At 72.7% G+C, this 14,696-nt stretch carries 14 protein-coding genes, 1 tRNA gene and 1 pseudogene; 6 read left to right on the top strand and 10 right to left on the bottom strand.

Going from position 1 to position 14,696, the window contains the following annotated elements; all coding sequences use genetic code 11:
* Positions 1-37: 37 nt before the first annotated feature.
* Positions 38-1,300 (bottom strand): peroxidase-related enzyme, encoded by a 1,263-nt coding sequence (locus tag DVK44_RS31130; protein WP_114663965.1) that lies wholly within the window; start codon positions 1,298-1,300, stop codon positions 38-40.
* A 362-nt stretch (positions 1,301-1,662) separates the two neighbouring features.
* On the opposite strand from DVK44_RS31130, the gene DVK44_RS31125 reads away from it, so the two are divergent.
* The 3 genes from DVK44_RS31125 (at position 1,663) to DVK44_RS31115 (ending at position 5,093) form a co-directional block, all read left to right on the top strand.
* A complete protein-coding gene (locus DVK44_RS31125) occupies positions 1,663-2,451 on the top strand; it encodes a GntR family transcriptional regulator (RefSeq protein ID WP_114663964.1) in 789 nt (262 codons plus the stop codon).
* Positions 2,452-2,617: 166 nt separating this feature from the next.
* Complete coding sequence (locus DVK44_RS31120) at positions 2,618-3,691, top strand: lytic polysaccharide monooxygenase auxiliary activity family 9 protein (protein ID WP_114663963.1); 1,074 nt, start codon at positions 2,618-2,620, stop codon at positions 3,689-3,691.
* Positions 3,692-3,818: 127 nt separating this feature from the next.
* Positions 3,819-5,093, top strand: coding sequence for a pyridoxal phosphate-dependent aminotransferase (locus tag DVK44_RS31115; protein ID WP_114663962.1), 1,275 nt, complete (start codon positions 3,819-3,821; stop codon positions 5,091-5,093).
* 105 nt (positions 5,094-5,198) lie between these two features.
* Here DVK44_RS31115 and DVK44_RS31110 read toward each other — a convergent pair whose 3' ends face one another.
* From DVK44_RS31110 to DVK44_RS31100, 3 genes and pseudogenes are all read right to left on the bottom strand, one after another.
* Complete coding sequence (locus DVK44_RS31110) at positions 5,199-6,620, bottom strand: ricin-type beta-trefoil lectin domain protein (RefSeq protein WP_114663961.1); 1,422 nt, start codon at positions 6,618-6,620, stop codon at positions 5,199-5,201.
* A 200-nt stretch (positions 6,621-6,820) separates the two neighbouring features.
* Positions 6,821-8,260 (bottom strand): annotated as a pseudogene (locus DVK44_RS31105) (S8 family peptidase); the annotation flags it as partial.
* 490 nt (positions 8,261-8,750) lie between these two features.
* Positions 8,751-8,824: transfer RNA gene (locus DVK44_RS31100), tRNA-Pro, on the bottom strand.
* A 152-nt stretch (positions 8,825-8,976) separates the two neighbouring features.
* Here DVK44_RS31100 and DVK44_RS31095 point away from each other — a divergent pair.
* From DVK44_RS31095 to DVK44_RS31085, 3 genes are all read left to right on the top strand, one after another.
* Positions 8,977-9,690 carry a thiamine pyrophosphate-dependent enzyme gene (locus DVK44_RS31095; protein ID WP_114663959.1) on the top strand — a complete coding sequence of 238 codons (714 nt, stop codon included), beginning with the start codon at positions 8,977-8,979 and terminating at the stop codon, positions 9,688-9,690.
* Positions 9,691-9,784: 94 nt separating this feature from the next.
* Positions 9,785-10,732: a transketolase family protein gene (locus DVK44_RS31090; protein ID WP_114663958.1), complete on the top strand. Its 948-nt coding sequence runs from the start codon at positions 9,785-9,787 to the stop codon at positions 10,730-10,732.
* Positions 10,733-10,853: 121 nt separating this feature from the next.
* A complete protein-coding gene (locus DVK44_RS31085) occupies positions 10,854-11,372 on the top strand; it encodes a mycothiol transferase (protein WP_114663957.1) in 519 nt (172 codons plus the stop codon).
* On the opposite strand, the gene DVK44_RS31080 is transcribed toward DVK44_RS31085, so the two are convergent.
* The 6 genes from DVK44_RS31080 to DVK44_RS31055 all read right to left on the bottom strand — a co-directional run bounded on the left by DVK44_RS31080 (position 11,347) and on the right by DVK44_RS31055 (position 14,690).
* Positions 11,347-11,979, bottom strand: coding sequence for a GNAT family N-acetyltransferase (locus DVK44_RS31080; protein ID WP_114663956.1), 633 nt, complete (start codon positions 11,977-11,979; stop codon positions 11,347-11,349). The genes DVK44_RS31085 and DVK44_RS31080 overlap by 26 nt on opposite strands.
* Positions 11,976-12,572, bottom strand: coding sequence for a helix-turn-helix domain-containing protein (locus DVK44_RS31075; protein WP_114663955.1), 597 nt, complete (start codon positions 12,570-12,572; stop codon positions 11,976-11,978). Before DVK44_RS31075 ends, DVK44_RS31080 begins: the two co-directional genes overlap by 4 nt.
* A gap of 62 nt (positions 12,573-12,634) precedes the next feature.
* Positions 12,635-13,240: a GAF domain-containing protein gene (locus DVK44_RS31070; RefSeq protein ID WP_114663954.1), complete on the bottom strand. Its 606-nt coding sequence runs from the start codon at positions 13,238-13,240 to the stop codon at positions 12,635-12,637.
* A 31-nt stretch (positions 13,241-13,271) separates the two neighbouring features.
* Positions 13,272-13,901: a GTP-binding protein gene (locus DVK44_RS31065; protein WP_114663953.1), complete on the bottom strand. Its 630-nt coding sequence runs from the start codon at positions 13,899-13,901 to the stop codon at positions 13,272-13,274.
* Positions 13,879-14,250 carry a DUF742 domain-containing protein gene (locus DVK44_RS31060; protein ID WP_114663952.1) on the bottom strand — a complete coding sequence of 124 codons (372 nt, stop codon included), beginning with the start codon at positions 14,248-14,250 and terminating at the stop codon, positions 13,879-13,881. The genes DVK44_RS31065 and DVK44_RS31060 overlap by 23 nt, the downstream gene beginning before the upstream one ends.
* A gap of 2 nt (positions 14,251-14,252) precedes the next feature.
* Positions 14,253-14,690, bottom strand: coding sequence for a roadblock/LC7 domain-containing protein (locus DVK44_RS31055; RefSeq protein WP_114663951.1), 438 nt, complete (start codon positions 14,688-14,690; stop codon positions 14,253-14,255).
* Positions 14,691-14,696: the final 6 nt, after the last annotated feature.

Below are 14,696 nucleotides of genomic sequence, written 5' to 3'. Positions count from 1 at the left end.
GACGACGCCGGGCCCGCGACCACGGGAGGGGGAGCGGCTACGCGCCGTCCGTCCGTGGGGCCGGGACCGACGTCCTGCTACAGGACTCCCGTGCGTCGGTGCGCGGAATGCCGGCGTCGAGCGTCCGGGCGGGGTGGGGCATGGGCGCGTCGCCCCGGTGCGCGTCTCCGTGGGCCTCGTCGCGCGTGTCGTTGCGAGCCTCGTCGTGGGCGTCGCCGAGGACGAGCATCAGGCGGTTCGCCCAGCCGAAGAGGGCGACGGCGTGGACGAGTCCGGTCAGCTCGGTGTCGTCGAGACCGGCCGCGCGCAGGGCCGCCACGTCCTGGCCGGTGGCCGCGGGCGGGGTACGGGTCTGGGCCTCCGCGAAGCGGGCGAGGGCCGCGCCCCGGACGTCCCCGGCGAGCGCCTCGCCGCCGCGGTCGAGGACACGGAGCGCCGCGGCCTCGTCCCGTACGAGCTGCGCGTACTTCCTGCCGTGCACGGAGGCGCAGTAGACGCAGCCGTTGGCGCGGGAGACCAGCAGGGTCGCCAGCTCGCGCTCGGCGCGGGGCAGCCCGCCGCGTCCGTACATGACCGCGTCGTAGACATACGTCCGGTGGTCGAGCGCGGCGGGGTCGTGCAGGAGGGTGCGGTAGTAGGGGGAGGCGGCCGAGAGCGTGGGGTGGGCGTCGATGACGGCGCGCTGCGCGCCGGTGAGCGCGTCGGCGTCGACGGCGGGGACGCGGGGCCGCCAGGTCAGCGGGCGCAGGGTGAAGCGCCCCGCCTCCGGCGCGTGCGGCGCGGCCGGAGGCGGAGCGGTCTCGTGCGCGGACCCGGCGGCGGGCTCCCGTACGGCATCGGGCTCGGGCCCGGGCTCGGCGGCCGGGCCGCCGGCCAGCAGGGCGAGCCCGGACTCGACGCGGGCCTCGTAGGCGACGAACGCGGCGATCTGCGCGAGGGCGACGACGGCCGGCGCGTCCAGTCCGTGGACGGCCAGGTCCCGCAGTGCGGTCGGGCCGGTTCCGGCGGGGTCGGCGGTGACGCGGTCGGTGAAGGCCAGGACGGCAGCGGTCAGCGCGGGTGCGGCCTCGGATACGGATGCGGTTACCGGTACGGCCTCGGGCGCCATGGCCCGGTAGCGGGCGGCGAGCCGGTGCTGTCCCGTACGTTCGGCGGCGCGGGCCGCCGCCATGATCCGCAGCTCGACGGGGAGGGCGCCGGGCTCGTCCGGGATGAGCAGGACACGGCGGGCGGCGGCGGTGTGCCCGTCCGGACCGGGGCGCTGAGCGGCGCCGTGCGCGGTGCTGTCGCCTTGGCTCATTCCCGGTCCTCCTCACCCGTCTCGGCTGTCCGTTTCCTGTCCGGCCGGTACGTCGTGTGCCGCCGGACAGGAGGTGAAAGTAGCCCTGTGCGGGGCGCGGGCGCAAAGGTCTCACCCCGGCGGAACAGGGGTGTTCGGGCAGGCGTCGGGGCGGTCCGGGAGGGGCCGGGGCCCCGGGGCCTGATGCAACAGGTGCGGGGGCCCGCGTGGCAGACTGCCCGGGATAGTGGATTTTCGGCCTCACCTGATGCATCAGGTGACCGGCGGCTCCCCCGTAGGATCCGTCCGTGAGCGCCGGGGACGGGTCCGATCCCCGGGAAAACTTCTCACATGCTGAAACGATGTCCGGAAGGTGAGACGCAATGGCGGCGGTCGCGGCCTATCGGGCGGTGGCGGAGGATCTCCGGCGCCGGATCGGCACGGGCGAGTTCGCCCCCGGCGATCCGCTGCCGTCCCGTGCCGCGCTCGCCCGGATGTACGGCGTCGGCTCGAACGTCGCCGCCGCCGCGGTCCGGGCCCTGACCGCCGAGGGCCTGGTCAAGGGCCGGGCCGGCCGGGGCGTGTTCGTACGGGAGCGGCCCTCCTCCGGGACGATGGCCCGGTCGTGGACGCACGAGCGCCTCCAGGGCCGGCTCGCCCTCCGGAGCGGCGGCCCGCCGGACAGCCCGCCGGACGGCATGGACGACGACGGCCGTACGGTCCGGGGCACGCCCCGCTCCACCACCGGGGAGGCCCCGGCGGAGATCGCCCAGCGTCTCGGCGTGCCGGCCGCCGCGCCCGTGATCCGCAGCGAGTACCTGCTCACCCGGGACGGCAGGCCGGCCATGCACTGCGTCAGCTGGGAGCCGCTCACCGTCACCGGCGGGACCCCCGTGTCGCTCCCGGGCGCGGGCCCCCTGGCGGGCAGCAGCGTGGTGGCCCGGATGTCCTACATCGGCCTCCGGATCACCCGCTCCACCGAGACCGTCACCGCCCGCACGGCCACCCGCGAGGAGGCCGACGCCCTCGATCTGGTCCCGGGCGCCCCCGTGGCCGCGATCGAACGCACCTATTACGCGGACGAACGCCCCCTGGAGACGGCCGATCTCGTGGTCCCGGGCGAGCGGTTCCGCCTCGCGTACGAGATTCCCGCCGAGCCCACGGACGGCTGACGGAACACCGGGCACCGACCTGTCCCCAGGCCCCCTTCCGGCGCCTCCGAAGACTCGTCCAAAGATCACGGACGAAGCGCTGAACGCACGGCGGGTGGCGGCCGTAATAGACAACAGGCTGATGGGTCCCCGGGGTTGGCGGGCCCTCCGAGGAGGTCTGTCACCGATGTTCCGCCATCGCACCGCCGCTCCAGGGCACGTCCCGAGGCGCGCCCGGGCCGTCTTCGCCGGCACCGCCCCCCTTCTCCTCGCGGGCGCCGCCGCGCTGACGGGAGTGACGGCGGGGCCGGCGTACGCGCACGGCGCGCCGACGGATCCCCTGAGCCGGGTCGCGGCCTGCGGTCCCGAGGGCGGCGCGGCGGCCGCCACGGACGCCTGCCGGGCGGCCGTGGCCGCCAACGACGGCCGGCCGTTCGACGAGTGGGACAATCTGCGGCTCGCGGGGGTGGACGGCCGGGACCGGCAGTCCGTCCCCGACGGCCGGCTGTGCAGCGGCGGGCTCGACGCGTACAAGGGCCTGGACATCGCCCGTACCGACTGGCCCGCCACCGAGCTGCGCCCCGGGGCCTCGTTCACGCTCACGTACAAGTCGACCATTCCGCACGAGGGCACGTTCAGTCTCTATCTCACCCGCGAGGGCTACTCCCCCGACTCGCCCCTGACCTGGGACGATCTGGCACCCCAGCCGTTCGCCTCGGCGACCGACCCGCAGCTGGAGGGCGGCGCGTACCGGATCTCGGGCACACTGCCGTCGAACCGCACCGGCCGGCATGTGCTCTACACGATCTGGCGGAACACCAGCACCCCCGACACCTACTACTCGTGCTCCGACGTCGTCTTCCCGGGTGACGGGGGTGCCGGCACCGGCTCCGCCGTCGCGGCGGACGGCGCGAACGACACGGACGGCGGTACGGGGCAGGCCGCGGGACAGCCCGTCCCGTCGGCGCCCCAGCAGGCCGCGACACTCCCCGTCCAGCAGCAGACGTCCGCGGCGCCGCCGCCCACCCCCTCCCTGGCTCTCCCGTCCCCCACGCAGAGCACCGCGGAGACCGCCGCGCAGTCCGCCACCGGGGCGCCGCTCCCCTCGGAGACCCCGGCCGACGCGACGTCCGACGCGCCGCTGACCGATGCCCAGCCCGTCGGCGCGCAGACCGACTACGCGCCGGTGGCCGCCGGTGGCCTGGCGATCGTCGCGGGCATCGCGGTGTTCCTGCTGCGCCGCAAGCACGCCGCCGGCTGATCCGAGCGGCCCCCGACCCGACCGCCCGCCGCCCTCTTCAACGCCGCCCCCTCGCCTCCCCCGGCCTCCCCCAGGGCCTCGTCCTCACCCGCCGCTCACGCACCGATCGCAAAAGGAGACCTCCTCCATGTCACCGTCCGCCGAAACGGGCCTCCTGCACACCACCGCGCACAGTCCGTCCTGGGCCATGCTGTCCCGGCTGTCACCGACGGACTCGGCCGAGGCATCCCCCGAGCAGAGCGGGCGCGTCACCCCGTACGGCAGGGCCGAACCGGTGCAGGAGCGGGTCGACTTCTGCATTCCGTGCAACCCGTACTTCCCCACGCCGGACATGTTCAACAGGATGCGGGGCTCCCTGGAGTCGATCCTCAAGTACTACCCGAGCGACGCCGACACGGTGACCTCCGAGCTGTGCACGGTGCTCGGGCTCAACCCGCAGACGGTGGCCATGGGCAACGGCTCCACCGAGCTGATCACCTGGATCGACCATCTGCTGGTGAAGGAGAGCCTGGCGATCCCGATCCCCACCTTCGGCCGGTGGACGGACCAGCCGCTGGAGACCGGCAAGCGCGTTGACATGTACCCGCTCCAGGAGGACCAGGACTTCACCCTCGATCTGCGGGAGTACGTGCGCTTCATCCGGCAGCGGGGATCCAAGGTCGCCGTCATCTGCAACCCGAACAACCCCGACGGCGGCTATCTCCGCCGCCACCAGGTGCTGTGGCTCCTCGACGAGCTGTCGGACCTCGACCTGGTGATCGTCGACGAGTCGTTCATCGACTTCGTCGACGCGGAGAAGTCGCCGTCGGTCGCCGACGAGGCCGCCATCCGGTCGAATGTGATCGTCCTGAAGAGCCTCGGCAAGAACTTCGGGCTGCACGGCATCAGATTCGGCTATCTCGTGGCCAACCCGGCGCTCGCGGCGAAGGTCCGCAAGCGGCTGCCGAAGTGGAACCTGAACTCCTTCGCGGAGAGCGTCGTCTTCATGATCAAGGAGTACGGCGTCGAGTACCACCAGAGCCTGGCGCTGCTGGCCCGTGACCGGGCCAACATGTCGCAGGCGCTGGCCGCCGTGCCCGATCTGATCGTCTTCCTCTCGCAGGGGAACTTCCTGCTGGTGAAGCTGCCCGACGGGGTGGACGGGGTGGCGCTGCGCGACCGGCTGCTCACCCAGTACGGGATCTTCATCCGCGAGTGCGGGAACAAGCTCGGCAGCAGCAGCCAGTTCGTCCGGCTGGTGGTCCGGCCGCACGACGACGTCCAGCGGCTGCTGACCGCGCTGAAGGCGTGCCTGCCGGCCGGTCCGACGGGTCTGGCCCGCGCCGACCAGACGTTCCAGACCGGCGGCCAGCACACCGGCCACCACACCATGTCGTCGCTGCCCGCGCTGACGGCGCGTTAGTCCGGCGAGAACGCCTGTGGGCCGCCGGGCGACCGGCGGCCCACAGGCGTATGTGGGCGCGGTCCGGTGCCTCCCGCGTCTCCCTGGCCGCCCGCGCCGCTCCTGTCAGGGCCGTGTGCTCCAGTACGCCTCGGGCTCGCGCGGGCCGTCGCAGCGCTCCAGCCCCAGCCGAGGATTCCGGGCGCCCGGCTCGCCCTTCCGGGGGAACGTCCGGTCGTGCTGGTAGAGGCACCGGCCGTCGTCCGCGACGATGCGCCACGCCTCGCGCCGCCACCGCGGGCTCTGCCACGGCAGGCGCCGCCACCGCTGTTCCCCGGCCGTCTCCCGGCACGCGCGGACAGCGAGGTCATCGCCCGAGCGGGTGAGACAGTGCCCCGCGCCCAGGCGCGTTCTGATCGTGCCGTCGCTCCTGATGTCCCACCGCTGGGCGGTGGTGCCGTTGCAGCCGAAGAGCTGGACCACCCCGGCGCCCAGCGCGGAGTCCTTGACGTCGAGACACCGCTCCGGCGCCCTTCCACCAAACTGTGTCGTGCGTCCGATGTCCCCCATGATCTCGCCGGACCGGGGACCCCGGTGCCGCTGCGGATACTGCCGGACGAGCCATTTCCGGTAATTGGCCGTCAGAATTCCCCGGTAGACGGGACGCTCCCCGCAGATTCTGGTGCGCGGGCATTTTCGCTGCGCGTCGTACCACCGGACCATTCGCTCCTTCTCGGCGGACTGCCGCGGTGTCAGATTCCGCTTCAGCGGTGTCATGGTGTACCCGAGATAGGACTTCACGGGAATTCCGGCGCGATACGCGGCTTTCCTCATGTACCGCGCCCCGATGCCGTGGTCGCTGTGGTCCACGCGCCCGTCGACCCCGAAGGCGAACGACGCGTTGTCGTGGTCCTGGGTGAGGACGCGCTCCGCCCCGCTCCGCTGGACCAGCGAGGTCAGCACCTCCATCAGGCGCGCCTCGCTGTAGCGGCCGGTTCCCTGGAACGGGGTGATCTCCTTCCTGTCTCCGTCGAAGAGGCGCAGCATGCTCTCCCGCTGCCGGCCCCGGGGTATTCCGTCGTGGAGCCGGAGAAAGGTCAGCCGCACCCCGACGCCCTTTCCGGCGAGCGTGAACGACCTGATGTCACGGTCTTTCACCCGGACCGGATCCCGGCTCCAGCGGTTTTCGGCGCGCGCCATTTTCGCGTACGCCTTGCGCACCCCGTTCTCACGGTTCTGGACATAGTTCCGCGCCCTTCGGGGATCGCGTTCCCCGCCGTCCCCGGCCGTGAGATAGACGGTGCTGACGGAGCATCCGGCGCGCAGGGTCCGTTCGATCTCGGGATTGACGAAGAACAGGTCGTCGTCCGGATGCGCCACACCCACCAGGGTCGGCCGGCAGTGGGCGCCCAGCCCCTCCGTCCCGCCCTCCGCCCCGCCCGCCGGCGCGATCGTCACCGCGACGAGCAGGGCCGTCAGCACGGCGGCCGGCAGCCGGCTCGCCCTGCGGAACCGGCCCGGGCTCCAGGAAGCACACGACGCTCGCACAGCTCCTGCTTACACCCGGTCAGCAGGACCCCGCCTCTCCACCGCCGGGCCCGCCCCCGTACCGGAAGCACACCGGAAGCGCACCGGAAAGGCACGGGAAAGGCACCGGAACAGGCCGAGGGCCCGCCCCGGCGCGTAGGGTCACGCACCGGGGCAGGCCCCTGCCTTCCGCTTGCCGGTTCTCCCGTCCGACGCGGTCAGCCCGTGGCCACGACCGCCCGGACGGTCTTGGCCGCGTCTGCCAGACCCGCGCCGCAGCCGCCCGAGCAGGTGCCGGGGATGGCGCGGGCGTTGGCCTTGATCGCGGTTTCGATCTGAGCCGGGGTGAGCGCGGGCTTCGCGGCCTTCATCAGGGCGGCGAGGCCCGCGATGTGCGGCGCCGCCATGCTGGTGCCCTGGTAGTACGCGTACGACTCGGTGCCCGGGGTGGTGGTGCCGGAGTTCAGTGTGGACAGGATGCCGTTGGCGGTGCCGGTGCTGGTCTGGCCACCGGGGGCCGCGATGTCCACGGCCGCGCCGTAGTTGGAGTACGTGGCCCGGGAGCCGGTACGGCTCAGCGCGGCGACACTGATCACGTTGTTGCAGCTGGCGGGCGAGTAATTGGCCGCGTTGGCATTGGAGTTGCCCGCCGCGACCACGACCGTGGTGCCCCGGTTCACGGCCGCGTTGATCGCGCTCTGCGTCGCGGTGGAGCACGAACCGGCGCCGCCGAGGCTCATGTTGATGACCTTCGCGACATTCGCGTTGGCCGGCACGCCCGAGACCGTACCGCCGGAGGCCCAGGTGATGGCGTCGATGATGTCGGAGTCGTAACCGCCGCACTTGCCGAGGACCCGCACCGGCGAGATCTTCGCCTGGTGCGCGACGCCCGCGATGCCCTTGCCGTTGTTGGCGACGGCGGCGATGGTGCCCGCCACATGGGTGCCGTGCCAGGAGGAGTTGGACGCCGGGCTACCCGCGTAGCACTCACCGGCGCGGGCCCAGTCGCCCGGGTCGGACGGGTCGCTGTCGCGCCCGTTGCCGTCCACCGCGACGGCGGGGTCGGAGATGAAGTCGTAGCCGGCGACGATGTTGGCGGCCAGGTCGGAGTGGGCGACATAGCCGGTGTCGAGGACCGCGACGGTCACACCGCTGCCCGCGGTGATGTCCCAGGCGCCGGGGACGTTCATCCCGGCGGTCGCCTCGAACAGGTCCCACTGCTTGGCGTATTCGGTGTCGTTGGGGTCCGCCTGCAGTGTGTTCAGCCGGTCCGGCACGACATAGGCGACCTGCGGGTCCGCCCGGTACCGGGAGATGACCTCGGCGGCCTCGCTCTTGCTGACCCCCGTTCCCAGGTCGACCAGCGCGGCACCGGTGCCCAGCCTGCGCTGGAAGCCCTGGTCGGCGTCGCTCCCGACGCCCTTGGCCTCGGCGTCGGCGGCGGCCGCGGCGTTCGACCTGGCCTCGGTGGCACCGGACCGGTAGCCGACGATCAGCCGCTCGGCGACGGGGGCGGCGGCCGGCGCGGGACTCTCGGCGGCCGGCTCGGCGGCGGCCGGGCCGGTCAGCGCCAGGGAGGCGACGACGGTGCCGGAGAGCAGCGTCGCGGACACCGCGGTGAGGGATATGAGCTTTCGTCTGACATCACGAGAAGTACGCAAGGAATGCCTTTCGTGCACCGCGTCCGGACATGGCGGAGCGGCGGTCTCTGCGCTTCGCCGTCGAAGCGGTGGGGGGGGGTGACGGTCCGGCATGGGGGGACAGCCGAACGCGAGCCGTCGCCGGGGTTACCGGCGAGTTGGCTCTGTTCGAACACTAACCACACCGCGGGCGATCTGGATATGGAAGATCGGCAATTCGACGACAAGAGACCTTGCGGGACAGGGGAATTGGGCAGGAAGGCACTTCCTTGCGCCAGTTGGCCACCGAATGACGGAGTCCCACCCGACGTCGACGTGTTCGTTCCCCCACGACACCCCCGGCCCGCGATGCCACACCCGCCGACGAACGCGAACACCGGACCGCCGCCGAGCGCCACCCCCGCCTTCGTCGGCGCCACCCGGCCGACGCCCGGAGCGCGGACCGGGGACAACACACGAAAAGGCGGTACCGGATTTCTCCGATACCGCCTGCGACCTGCGAAAACACAAGTCGGGACGACAGGATTTGAACCTGCGACCCCTTGACCCCCAGTCAAGTGCGCTACCAAGCTGCGCCACGTCCCGATGCCCGTCTGACCTGCGGTTTCCCCGGCCTGAACGCGCATGAGAACAATACCGCACTCCGGGTGGTGATCACGAACCGCTTTCCGGGCGGGGCGGGGTTTGACCTCAAGTCCGGTTGAGGTTGCACGGTGAAACACATGACACCGAAAGTGATGCCCTCCACGTCCGGCACGTCCGGCACGTCCTCCGTCCCGGCCGAGCCGGCCCGGCTGATGGCCCTGATGACGGGGGCCGAGAAGCACGGCCCCGCCGCGACCTCGACCCTGGACGCGCTCTGGGTGCTGTACGACCGGGTGCTGCGGGTCTCACCGGCCGAGGCCGACGCTCCGGGGCGGGACCGGTTTCTGCTGTCCAAGGGGCATGGGCCGATGGCGTACTACGCGGTCCTCGCCGCCAAGGGGTTCTTCGCCGAGGAGCTGCTGCCGGGGTTCGGCTCGTACGGTTCGCCGCTCGGCCACCATCCCGACCGCACCCTGGTGCCCGGTGTGGAGATCGGCAGCGGTTCGCTCGGGCACGGGCTGCCGCTCGCCGTGGGCAGTGTGCTGGGGCTACGGGCGCGAGGGCTCGCCGGGCCCCGGGTCTGGGTGCTGATCGGGGACGCCGAGCTGGACGAGGGCAGCAATCACGAGGCGATCGCCTACGCGGGCCCCGCCGGGCTCGAACAGCTGCACACCCTGGTGATCGACAACTCCTCCGCGACCCACGGCTGGCCCGGCGGTATCGCCTCCCGTTTCGAGGCGGCCGGCTGGTCGGCCGAGACCGTCGACGGCCGGGACCACGAGGCGATGTACGCGGCCTTCACCGCGCCCCACCCCGGCCGGCCCCGGGCCGTCGTCGCCCGGGTCGAGCCCAAGTCCCCGTCCTGAACGCCGTACCGCCGTCCACCCCACACCGTCCACACCCCCACACCGTCCGCGCCCACACCCGTCCGCGCCCACGACCGACCCGAAAGACACCGCCATGGACACCATGCGTGACCGCTTCATCGCCACCGCCACCCGACTGCTGGACGAGGACCCCCGGCTCGCCGTCGTCCTGGCCGAGATCAGCCGGGACGGCTTTGACGAGGCCGCTCGGCGCCATCCCGACCGGCTGATCAACGTCGGAATCCGCGAGCAGCTGCTGATCGGGGTCGGTGGCGGACTCGCGCTCGCCGGGGTGCGCCCGATCGTGCACACCTTCGCCGCCTTCCTGGTCGAGCGCCCCTTCGAGCAGGTGAAACTGGACTTCGGCCATCAGGGCGTGGGCGGTGTGCTGGTCAGCGCCGGTGGTTCGTACGACTGGCCGGCCGGCGGCTTCACCCATATGGCGCCGGGCGATGTCGCGCTCATGGACACACTCGACGGCTGGGCGGTGCATGTGCCGGGCCACCCGGACGAGGCCGAGGCGCTGCTGCGGCACGCCGCCGCCGGGGACGGCCGGGACTACGTACGGCTCTCGCTCCAGAGCAACTCGCGCGCCCGGCCGCTGATCCCGGCCGAAGGCAGGACTGGTACCGGCACCGGAACCGGATTCAGGGCCGGCTTCGCCACCGTCCGCGAGGGGCGCGGCGCGGTGGTGATCGCCGTCGGTCCGATGCTGGACAACGTGCTGGCCGCGACGGAGGGCCTGGACACCACCGTCCTGTACGCGACGACCGTACGGCCCTTCGACGGCGAGGCGCTGCGCCGGGCCGTCGCCGCGCTCACCGGGGACGCGGCGGATGTCGTCCTCGTGGAGCCGTATCTCGCCGGGACCTCCACGGCCGCCGCCAACGACGCCCTCCCCACCACACCGCACCGGGTGCTGGGGCTCGGGGTCGCCCGCCGTGAGCTGCGCGCGTACGGGGAACTGGCCGATCACCTCGCCGGGCACGGACTCGACCCGAGGTCGCTGCGGGAGCGGATCACGACGTTCCTCGCGCGCTGACCGCCTCGCCCCGCACGCCGCGCCCTCGCGGCCCCCGCGAGGGACCCTGAGAAGTGACCACGCAGGCAGAGTGACCACGCACGCAGAGAAAAAGTGACCCGGACCACGAGGGGAGCGCCCCATGACCGCGAGCACCGACCTGCTCATCGACGCCTTCGGCCGGATCCGCGAGATCGTCCATGACACGGTGGACGGTCTCTCCCCCGATGAGCTGGCGGTACGCGTCGACGACGGCGCCAACTCGATCGCGTGGCTCGTCTGGCATCTCACCCGGGTCCAGGACGACCATCTCGCCGACGCCACCGGTACGGAGCAGGTGTGGACGGCGGGGAAGTGGGCGGAGCGCTTCGCGCTGCCGTTCTCCCCGCGCGCCACGGGATACGCGCACTCCGCCGAGGACGTCGCCGCGCTCGGCGGTGCCGGGCTCACCGCCGAGTCGCTCCTCTCGTACCACGACGCCGTCCACGACCGTACGGTCGCCCATCTCGGCGCGCTGCGGGACACGGACCTCGGGCGGGTGGTCGACGAGGGGTGGAGCCCGCCGGTCACCCTCGGCGTGCGGCTGGTGAGTGTGGTCTCAGACGACCTCCAGCACGCGGGACAGGCCGCGTTCATCAGGGGCTGGCTGGAGCGCCCCTGACCTCGGTGCCGGAGACGGAGACGGTGGTGCCGGGGCGCGCCGTCGCCCCGACGTCCTTGTAGAAGAAGGTCGTCGCCCGGAGCGTCCCGCCCGGGTCCGCCGCGTGTCCCGGGACCACCCCGACCGCCGTCCAGCCCGCCGAGCGGTACAGCGTCTCGGCCGGGCTGCCGGTCTCGGTGTCGAGCAGCAGCAGCGTCACACCGGAGCGGGCCGCCGCCTCCTCCGCGGCGGCCAGCAGCGCTCGCCCGGTCCCGCGTCCCCGCGCGTCGCGGTGGACGAGCAGCTTGCCGATCTCGGCGCGGTGACGGCCGTTGGCCTTGTCCGCGTACGTCACCATGACGCACCCCACGATCCGCCCCGGGCCCCCGCCGGCGTCCCCCGCGCTCCCTCCCTCCGGCGGCGCCTCCCGGGCGACCCGCACGGACAGCCGTCCCTCCCGTACGGCCGGCACCCGGTCCCGCCACCACTGCGCCGCGGTCGCCCGGTCCAGCGGATCCAGGAATCCGACGGAGGCGCCGCCCGCGACCGCGTCGGTCAGCAGCTCACCGAGGGCGTCGGCGGCGGCGAGCAGTTCCTCGGCGGAGAGCCCGGCAACCTCGCGCCTCATGGCCGCACCACCACGATCGCGTACCGGACCGGGCCGGGCCCCGGACAGCGCAGCCGGGTCGGGCCCCAGAGCCTGGTGCGCAGGCAGTCGCCCGCGTGCAGCAGATGGGCCTCGCGCCCCACCGTGAATTCGAGCGTGCCGTCCAGGACCCACACATGCTGTTCCATGCCCGGCACCGGGGGCCGCTCGTACGGTACGTCCGCGCCGGCCCGCAGTGTGCCCTCGACCACTTCGGCCCGCAGCCCGGCCCCCGGCGGCGAGACCGAACGCCGTACGAAGCCGGAGGCCGCGTCGGTCCATACGGTCTGGTCCGCCGCCCTGACCAGCCGGTCCGGTTCCGCCTCGACCTCGCTGAGCAGCTGCGACATCGTGCGCCCGTACACCGCGCACAGCCGGCCGAGCAGCGACGCGGTCGGGCTGATCTCGCCGCGCTCGGCGCGCGACAGCGTGGAGCGGCTCACTCCACTGCGGCTCGCCAGCTCGTCCAGCGACCAGCGGTGCTCGCCGCGCAGCTCGGCGAGCCGGGTCGCCAGCAGTGCGTCGAGGGGATCGGACATGGGCTCGCCGGAGGACCCGTCGGGGCTTTCTCTCATATTCGACAGGCTATCCCATATTCGAGATGCATCGGATGCCCGATCGGCCGGCCGCCGGGGGCTCAGCCGAGACCGTCCTCCCGCCGCCGGATCTGCGCCATCAGCTCCGCCGCGAACGTCTTGATCGTGTCGAGTCCGGCCCGCCCCCACCGGCGCGGCTCGGTGTCGGCGACACAGACCGTGCCCAGCGCCAGACCGGTCCGGTCGATGAGCGGCGCGCCGAGGTACGAGCGGATGCCGACCTCGTCGACCAGCGCGTTCCCGGCGAACCGGGGGAAGTCCCGTACGTCCTCCAGGACCAGCGCCTTGCGCCGCACCACCACATAGGGGCAGAAGCCGTGGTCCCGGGCCATGAACCGGTCACTCCACCCGCCCTGCTCACCCCGCTCGTCCCACTCACCCCACTCGCCTCGTCCGTCCCAGCCGCTCCGCTCCCCCCGGCCACCGCCCGGCGGCGCGTGCAGCCCCGCGAAGAACTGCCGGTTCTCGTCAATGAAGTTGACCATCGCGTACGGAGCGCCCGTCCGCCGCGCCATCTCCCCGGCGAACGCGTCGAGGGCGGGCTCGGCGCGCTCCCCGAGGCCGAGTCCGCGCAGCCGGACGACGCGGTCCGGCGCCTCCTGGTCGACGGGCGTGAGCAGCAGCCGGCCGAGCGGGTCGTAGGTCATGCGCGGGCTCCGTCGGTCGGGGATATCCGGGTCATGGGGCGTGCTCCGGTGCGAGGAGGGGCGGGGGCGAGGCGGTGATCAGATGCTGGACGAGTGTGACCAGGGTCTGGATACCGGAGCTGGCGATCCGCGCGTCGCAGAGCACGATGGGCACCTCGGGATTGAGGTCTATCGCCGCCCTGACCTCCTCGGGCTCGTACCGGTACGAGCCGTCGAACTCATTGACCGCGACCACGAATCCGATACCGCGCTGTTCGAAGAAGTCGACGGCCGAGAAGGAGTATTCGAGCCGCCGGGTGTCGGCGAGCACGACCGCGCCGAGCGCTCCCCGGGACAGCTCGTCCCACATGAACCAGAACCGTTCCTGGCCGGGGGTGCCGAAGAGATAGAGCACATGGCGCTCGTCGAGCGTCAGCCGGCCGAAGTCCATGGCGACCGTGGTGGAGGTCTTGGCCTCGACCCCCGTCAGATCGTCGGTGGCCGCGCTGACCTGGGTCAGCAGCTCCTCCGTACTCAGCGGCGCGATCTCGCTGACCGCTCCGACGAAGGTGGTCTTGCCGACCCCGAAGCCGCCCGCGACCAGGACCTTCAGCGCGGTGGGGAAGGGCTCGGGGAGTGTGGTCGGCGCGAGGGACGGATCAGAGCTGTCGTCGTAGGCCATCGAGCACTGCCTCCAGCAGGAAACGGTCGGTGGGGTTGTCGAAGCTGTCCGGTGGCCGCGCGGCGATCGCTCCGCAGTCCACCAGATCGGAGAGCAGGACCTTGGTGACCGTCGCGGGCAGCCGCAGATGCGCGGCGATCTCCGCGACGGAGGTCGGTCCCTGGCAGAGCCCGACGGCCTGGGCGTGCTCGGGACCGAGATGTGTCGCGGGCACCGATCCCGTGGACATCACCAGGGTCAGCAGATCCAGCGCCGCCGTCGGCCGGGTCCGGCCCCCGCTCACGGCGTACGGCCGGATGAGCCGGCCGGCCGCGTCGTCGAGCCACGGCCCGTCCGTCGGGAGCGGCACGGTCAGCGGCCCGTGGCGCTCGGTGCGGCACCGGCGCCCTGTCGGAGCGGGGTGGCCAGATACGGCCGTACGCTCTTGACCAGCATCGCCATCTCGTAGCCGAGCACCGCCGCGTCCGCCTCGCGGCCCGCCAGCACGGCGAGACAGGTGCCCGATCCGGCGGTCGAGACGAAGAGCAGGGTGGAGTCCAGCTCGACCACGACCTGGCGGACCTCGCCGCCGTCGCCGAAACGCGCTCCGGCGCTGCGGCCCAGGGAGTAGAGGCCGGAGGCGAGGGCGGCCATGTGGTCGGCGCTGTCGGCGTCCATGCCGTGCAGGGATCTCACCAGGCCGTCGGAGGAGAGCAGCACGGCGCTGCGGGTGAAGGGGACGCGCTGGACCAGGCCGCTCAGCAGCCAGTCGAGGTCCGAGGCATGGCCGGTGGGAACGTCGCTCGCCATGGTGTG

Origin of the sequence: Streptomyces paludis, assembly GCF_003344965.1 — a bacterium.
In the GTDB taxonomy this organism is placed as follows: Bacteria; Actinomycetota; Actinomycetes; order Streptomycetales; family Streptomycetaceae; genus Streptomyces; species Streptomyces paludis.
The sequence above is the reverse complement of the archived record's forward strand: the minus strand, read 5'-3'. Positions and strand labels throughout refer to the sequence as shown.

Coding starts and splice junctions, on each gene's coding strand:
- DVK44_RS31130 (WP_114663965.1), bottom strand. CDS start 1,300: ATGAGCCAAGGCGACAGCACCGCGCACGGCGCCGCTCAGCGCCCCGGT.
- DVK44_RS31125 (WP_114663964.1), top strand. CDS start 1,663: ATGGCGGCGGTCGCGGCCTATCGGGCGGTGGCGGAGGATCTCCGGCGC.
- DVK44_RS31120 (WP_114663963.1), top strand. CDS start 2,618: ATGTTCCGCCATCGCACCGCCGCTCCAGGGCACGTCCCGAGGCGCGCC.
- DVK44_RS31115 (WP_114663962.1), top strand. CDS start 3,819: ATGTCACCGTCCGCCGAAACGGGCCTCCTGCACACCACCGCGCACAGT.
- DVK44_RS31095 (WP_114663959.1), top strand. CDS start 8,977: ATGCCCTCCACGTCCGGCACGTCCGGCACGTCCTCCGTCCCGGCCGAG.
- DVK44_RS31090 (WP_114663958.1), top strand. CDS start 9,785: ATGGACACCATGCGTGACCGCTTCATCGCCACCGCCACCCGACTGCTG.
- DVK44_RS31085 (WP_114663957.1), top strand. CDS start 10,854: ATGACCGCGAGCACCGACCTGCTCATCGACGCCTTCGGCCGGATCCGC.
- DVK44_RS31080 (WP_114663956.1), bottom strand. CDS start 11,979: ATGAGGCGCGAGGTTGCCGGGCTCTCCGCCGAGGAACTGCTCGCCGCC.
- DVK44_RS31075 (WP_114663955.1), bottom strand. CDS start 12,572: ATGAGAGAAAGCCCCGACGGGTCCTCCGGCGAGCCCATGTCCGATCCC.
- DVK44_RS31070 (WP_114663954.1), bottom strand. CDS start 13,240: ATGACCTACGACCCGCTCGGCCGGCTGCTGCTCACGCCCGTCGACCAG.
- DVK44_RS31065 (WP_114663953.1), bottom strand. CDS start 13,901: ATGGCCTACGACGACAGCTCTGATCCGTCCCTCGCGCCGACCACACTC.
- DVK44_RS31055 (WP_114663951.1), bottom strand. CDS start 14,690: ATGGCGAGCGACGTTCCCACCGGCCATGCCTCGGACCTCGACTGGCTG.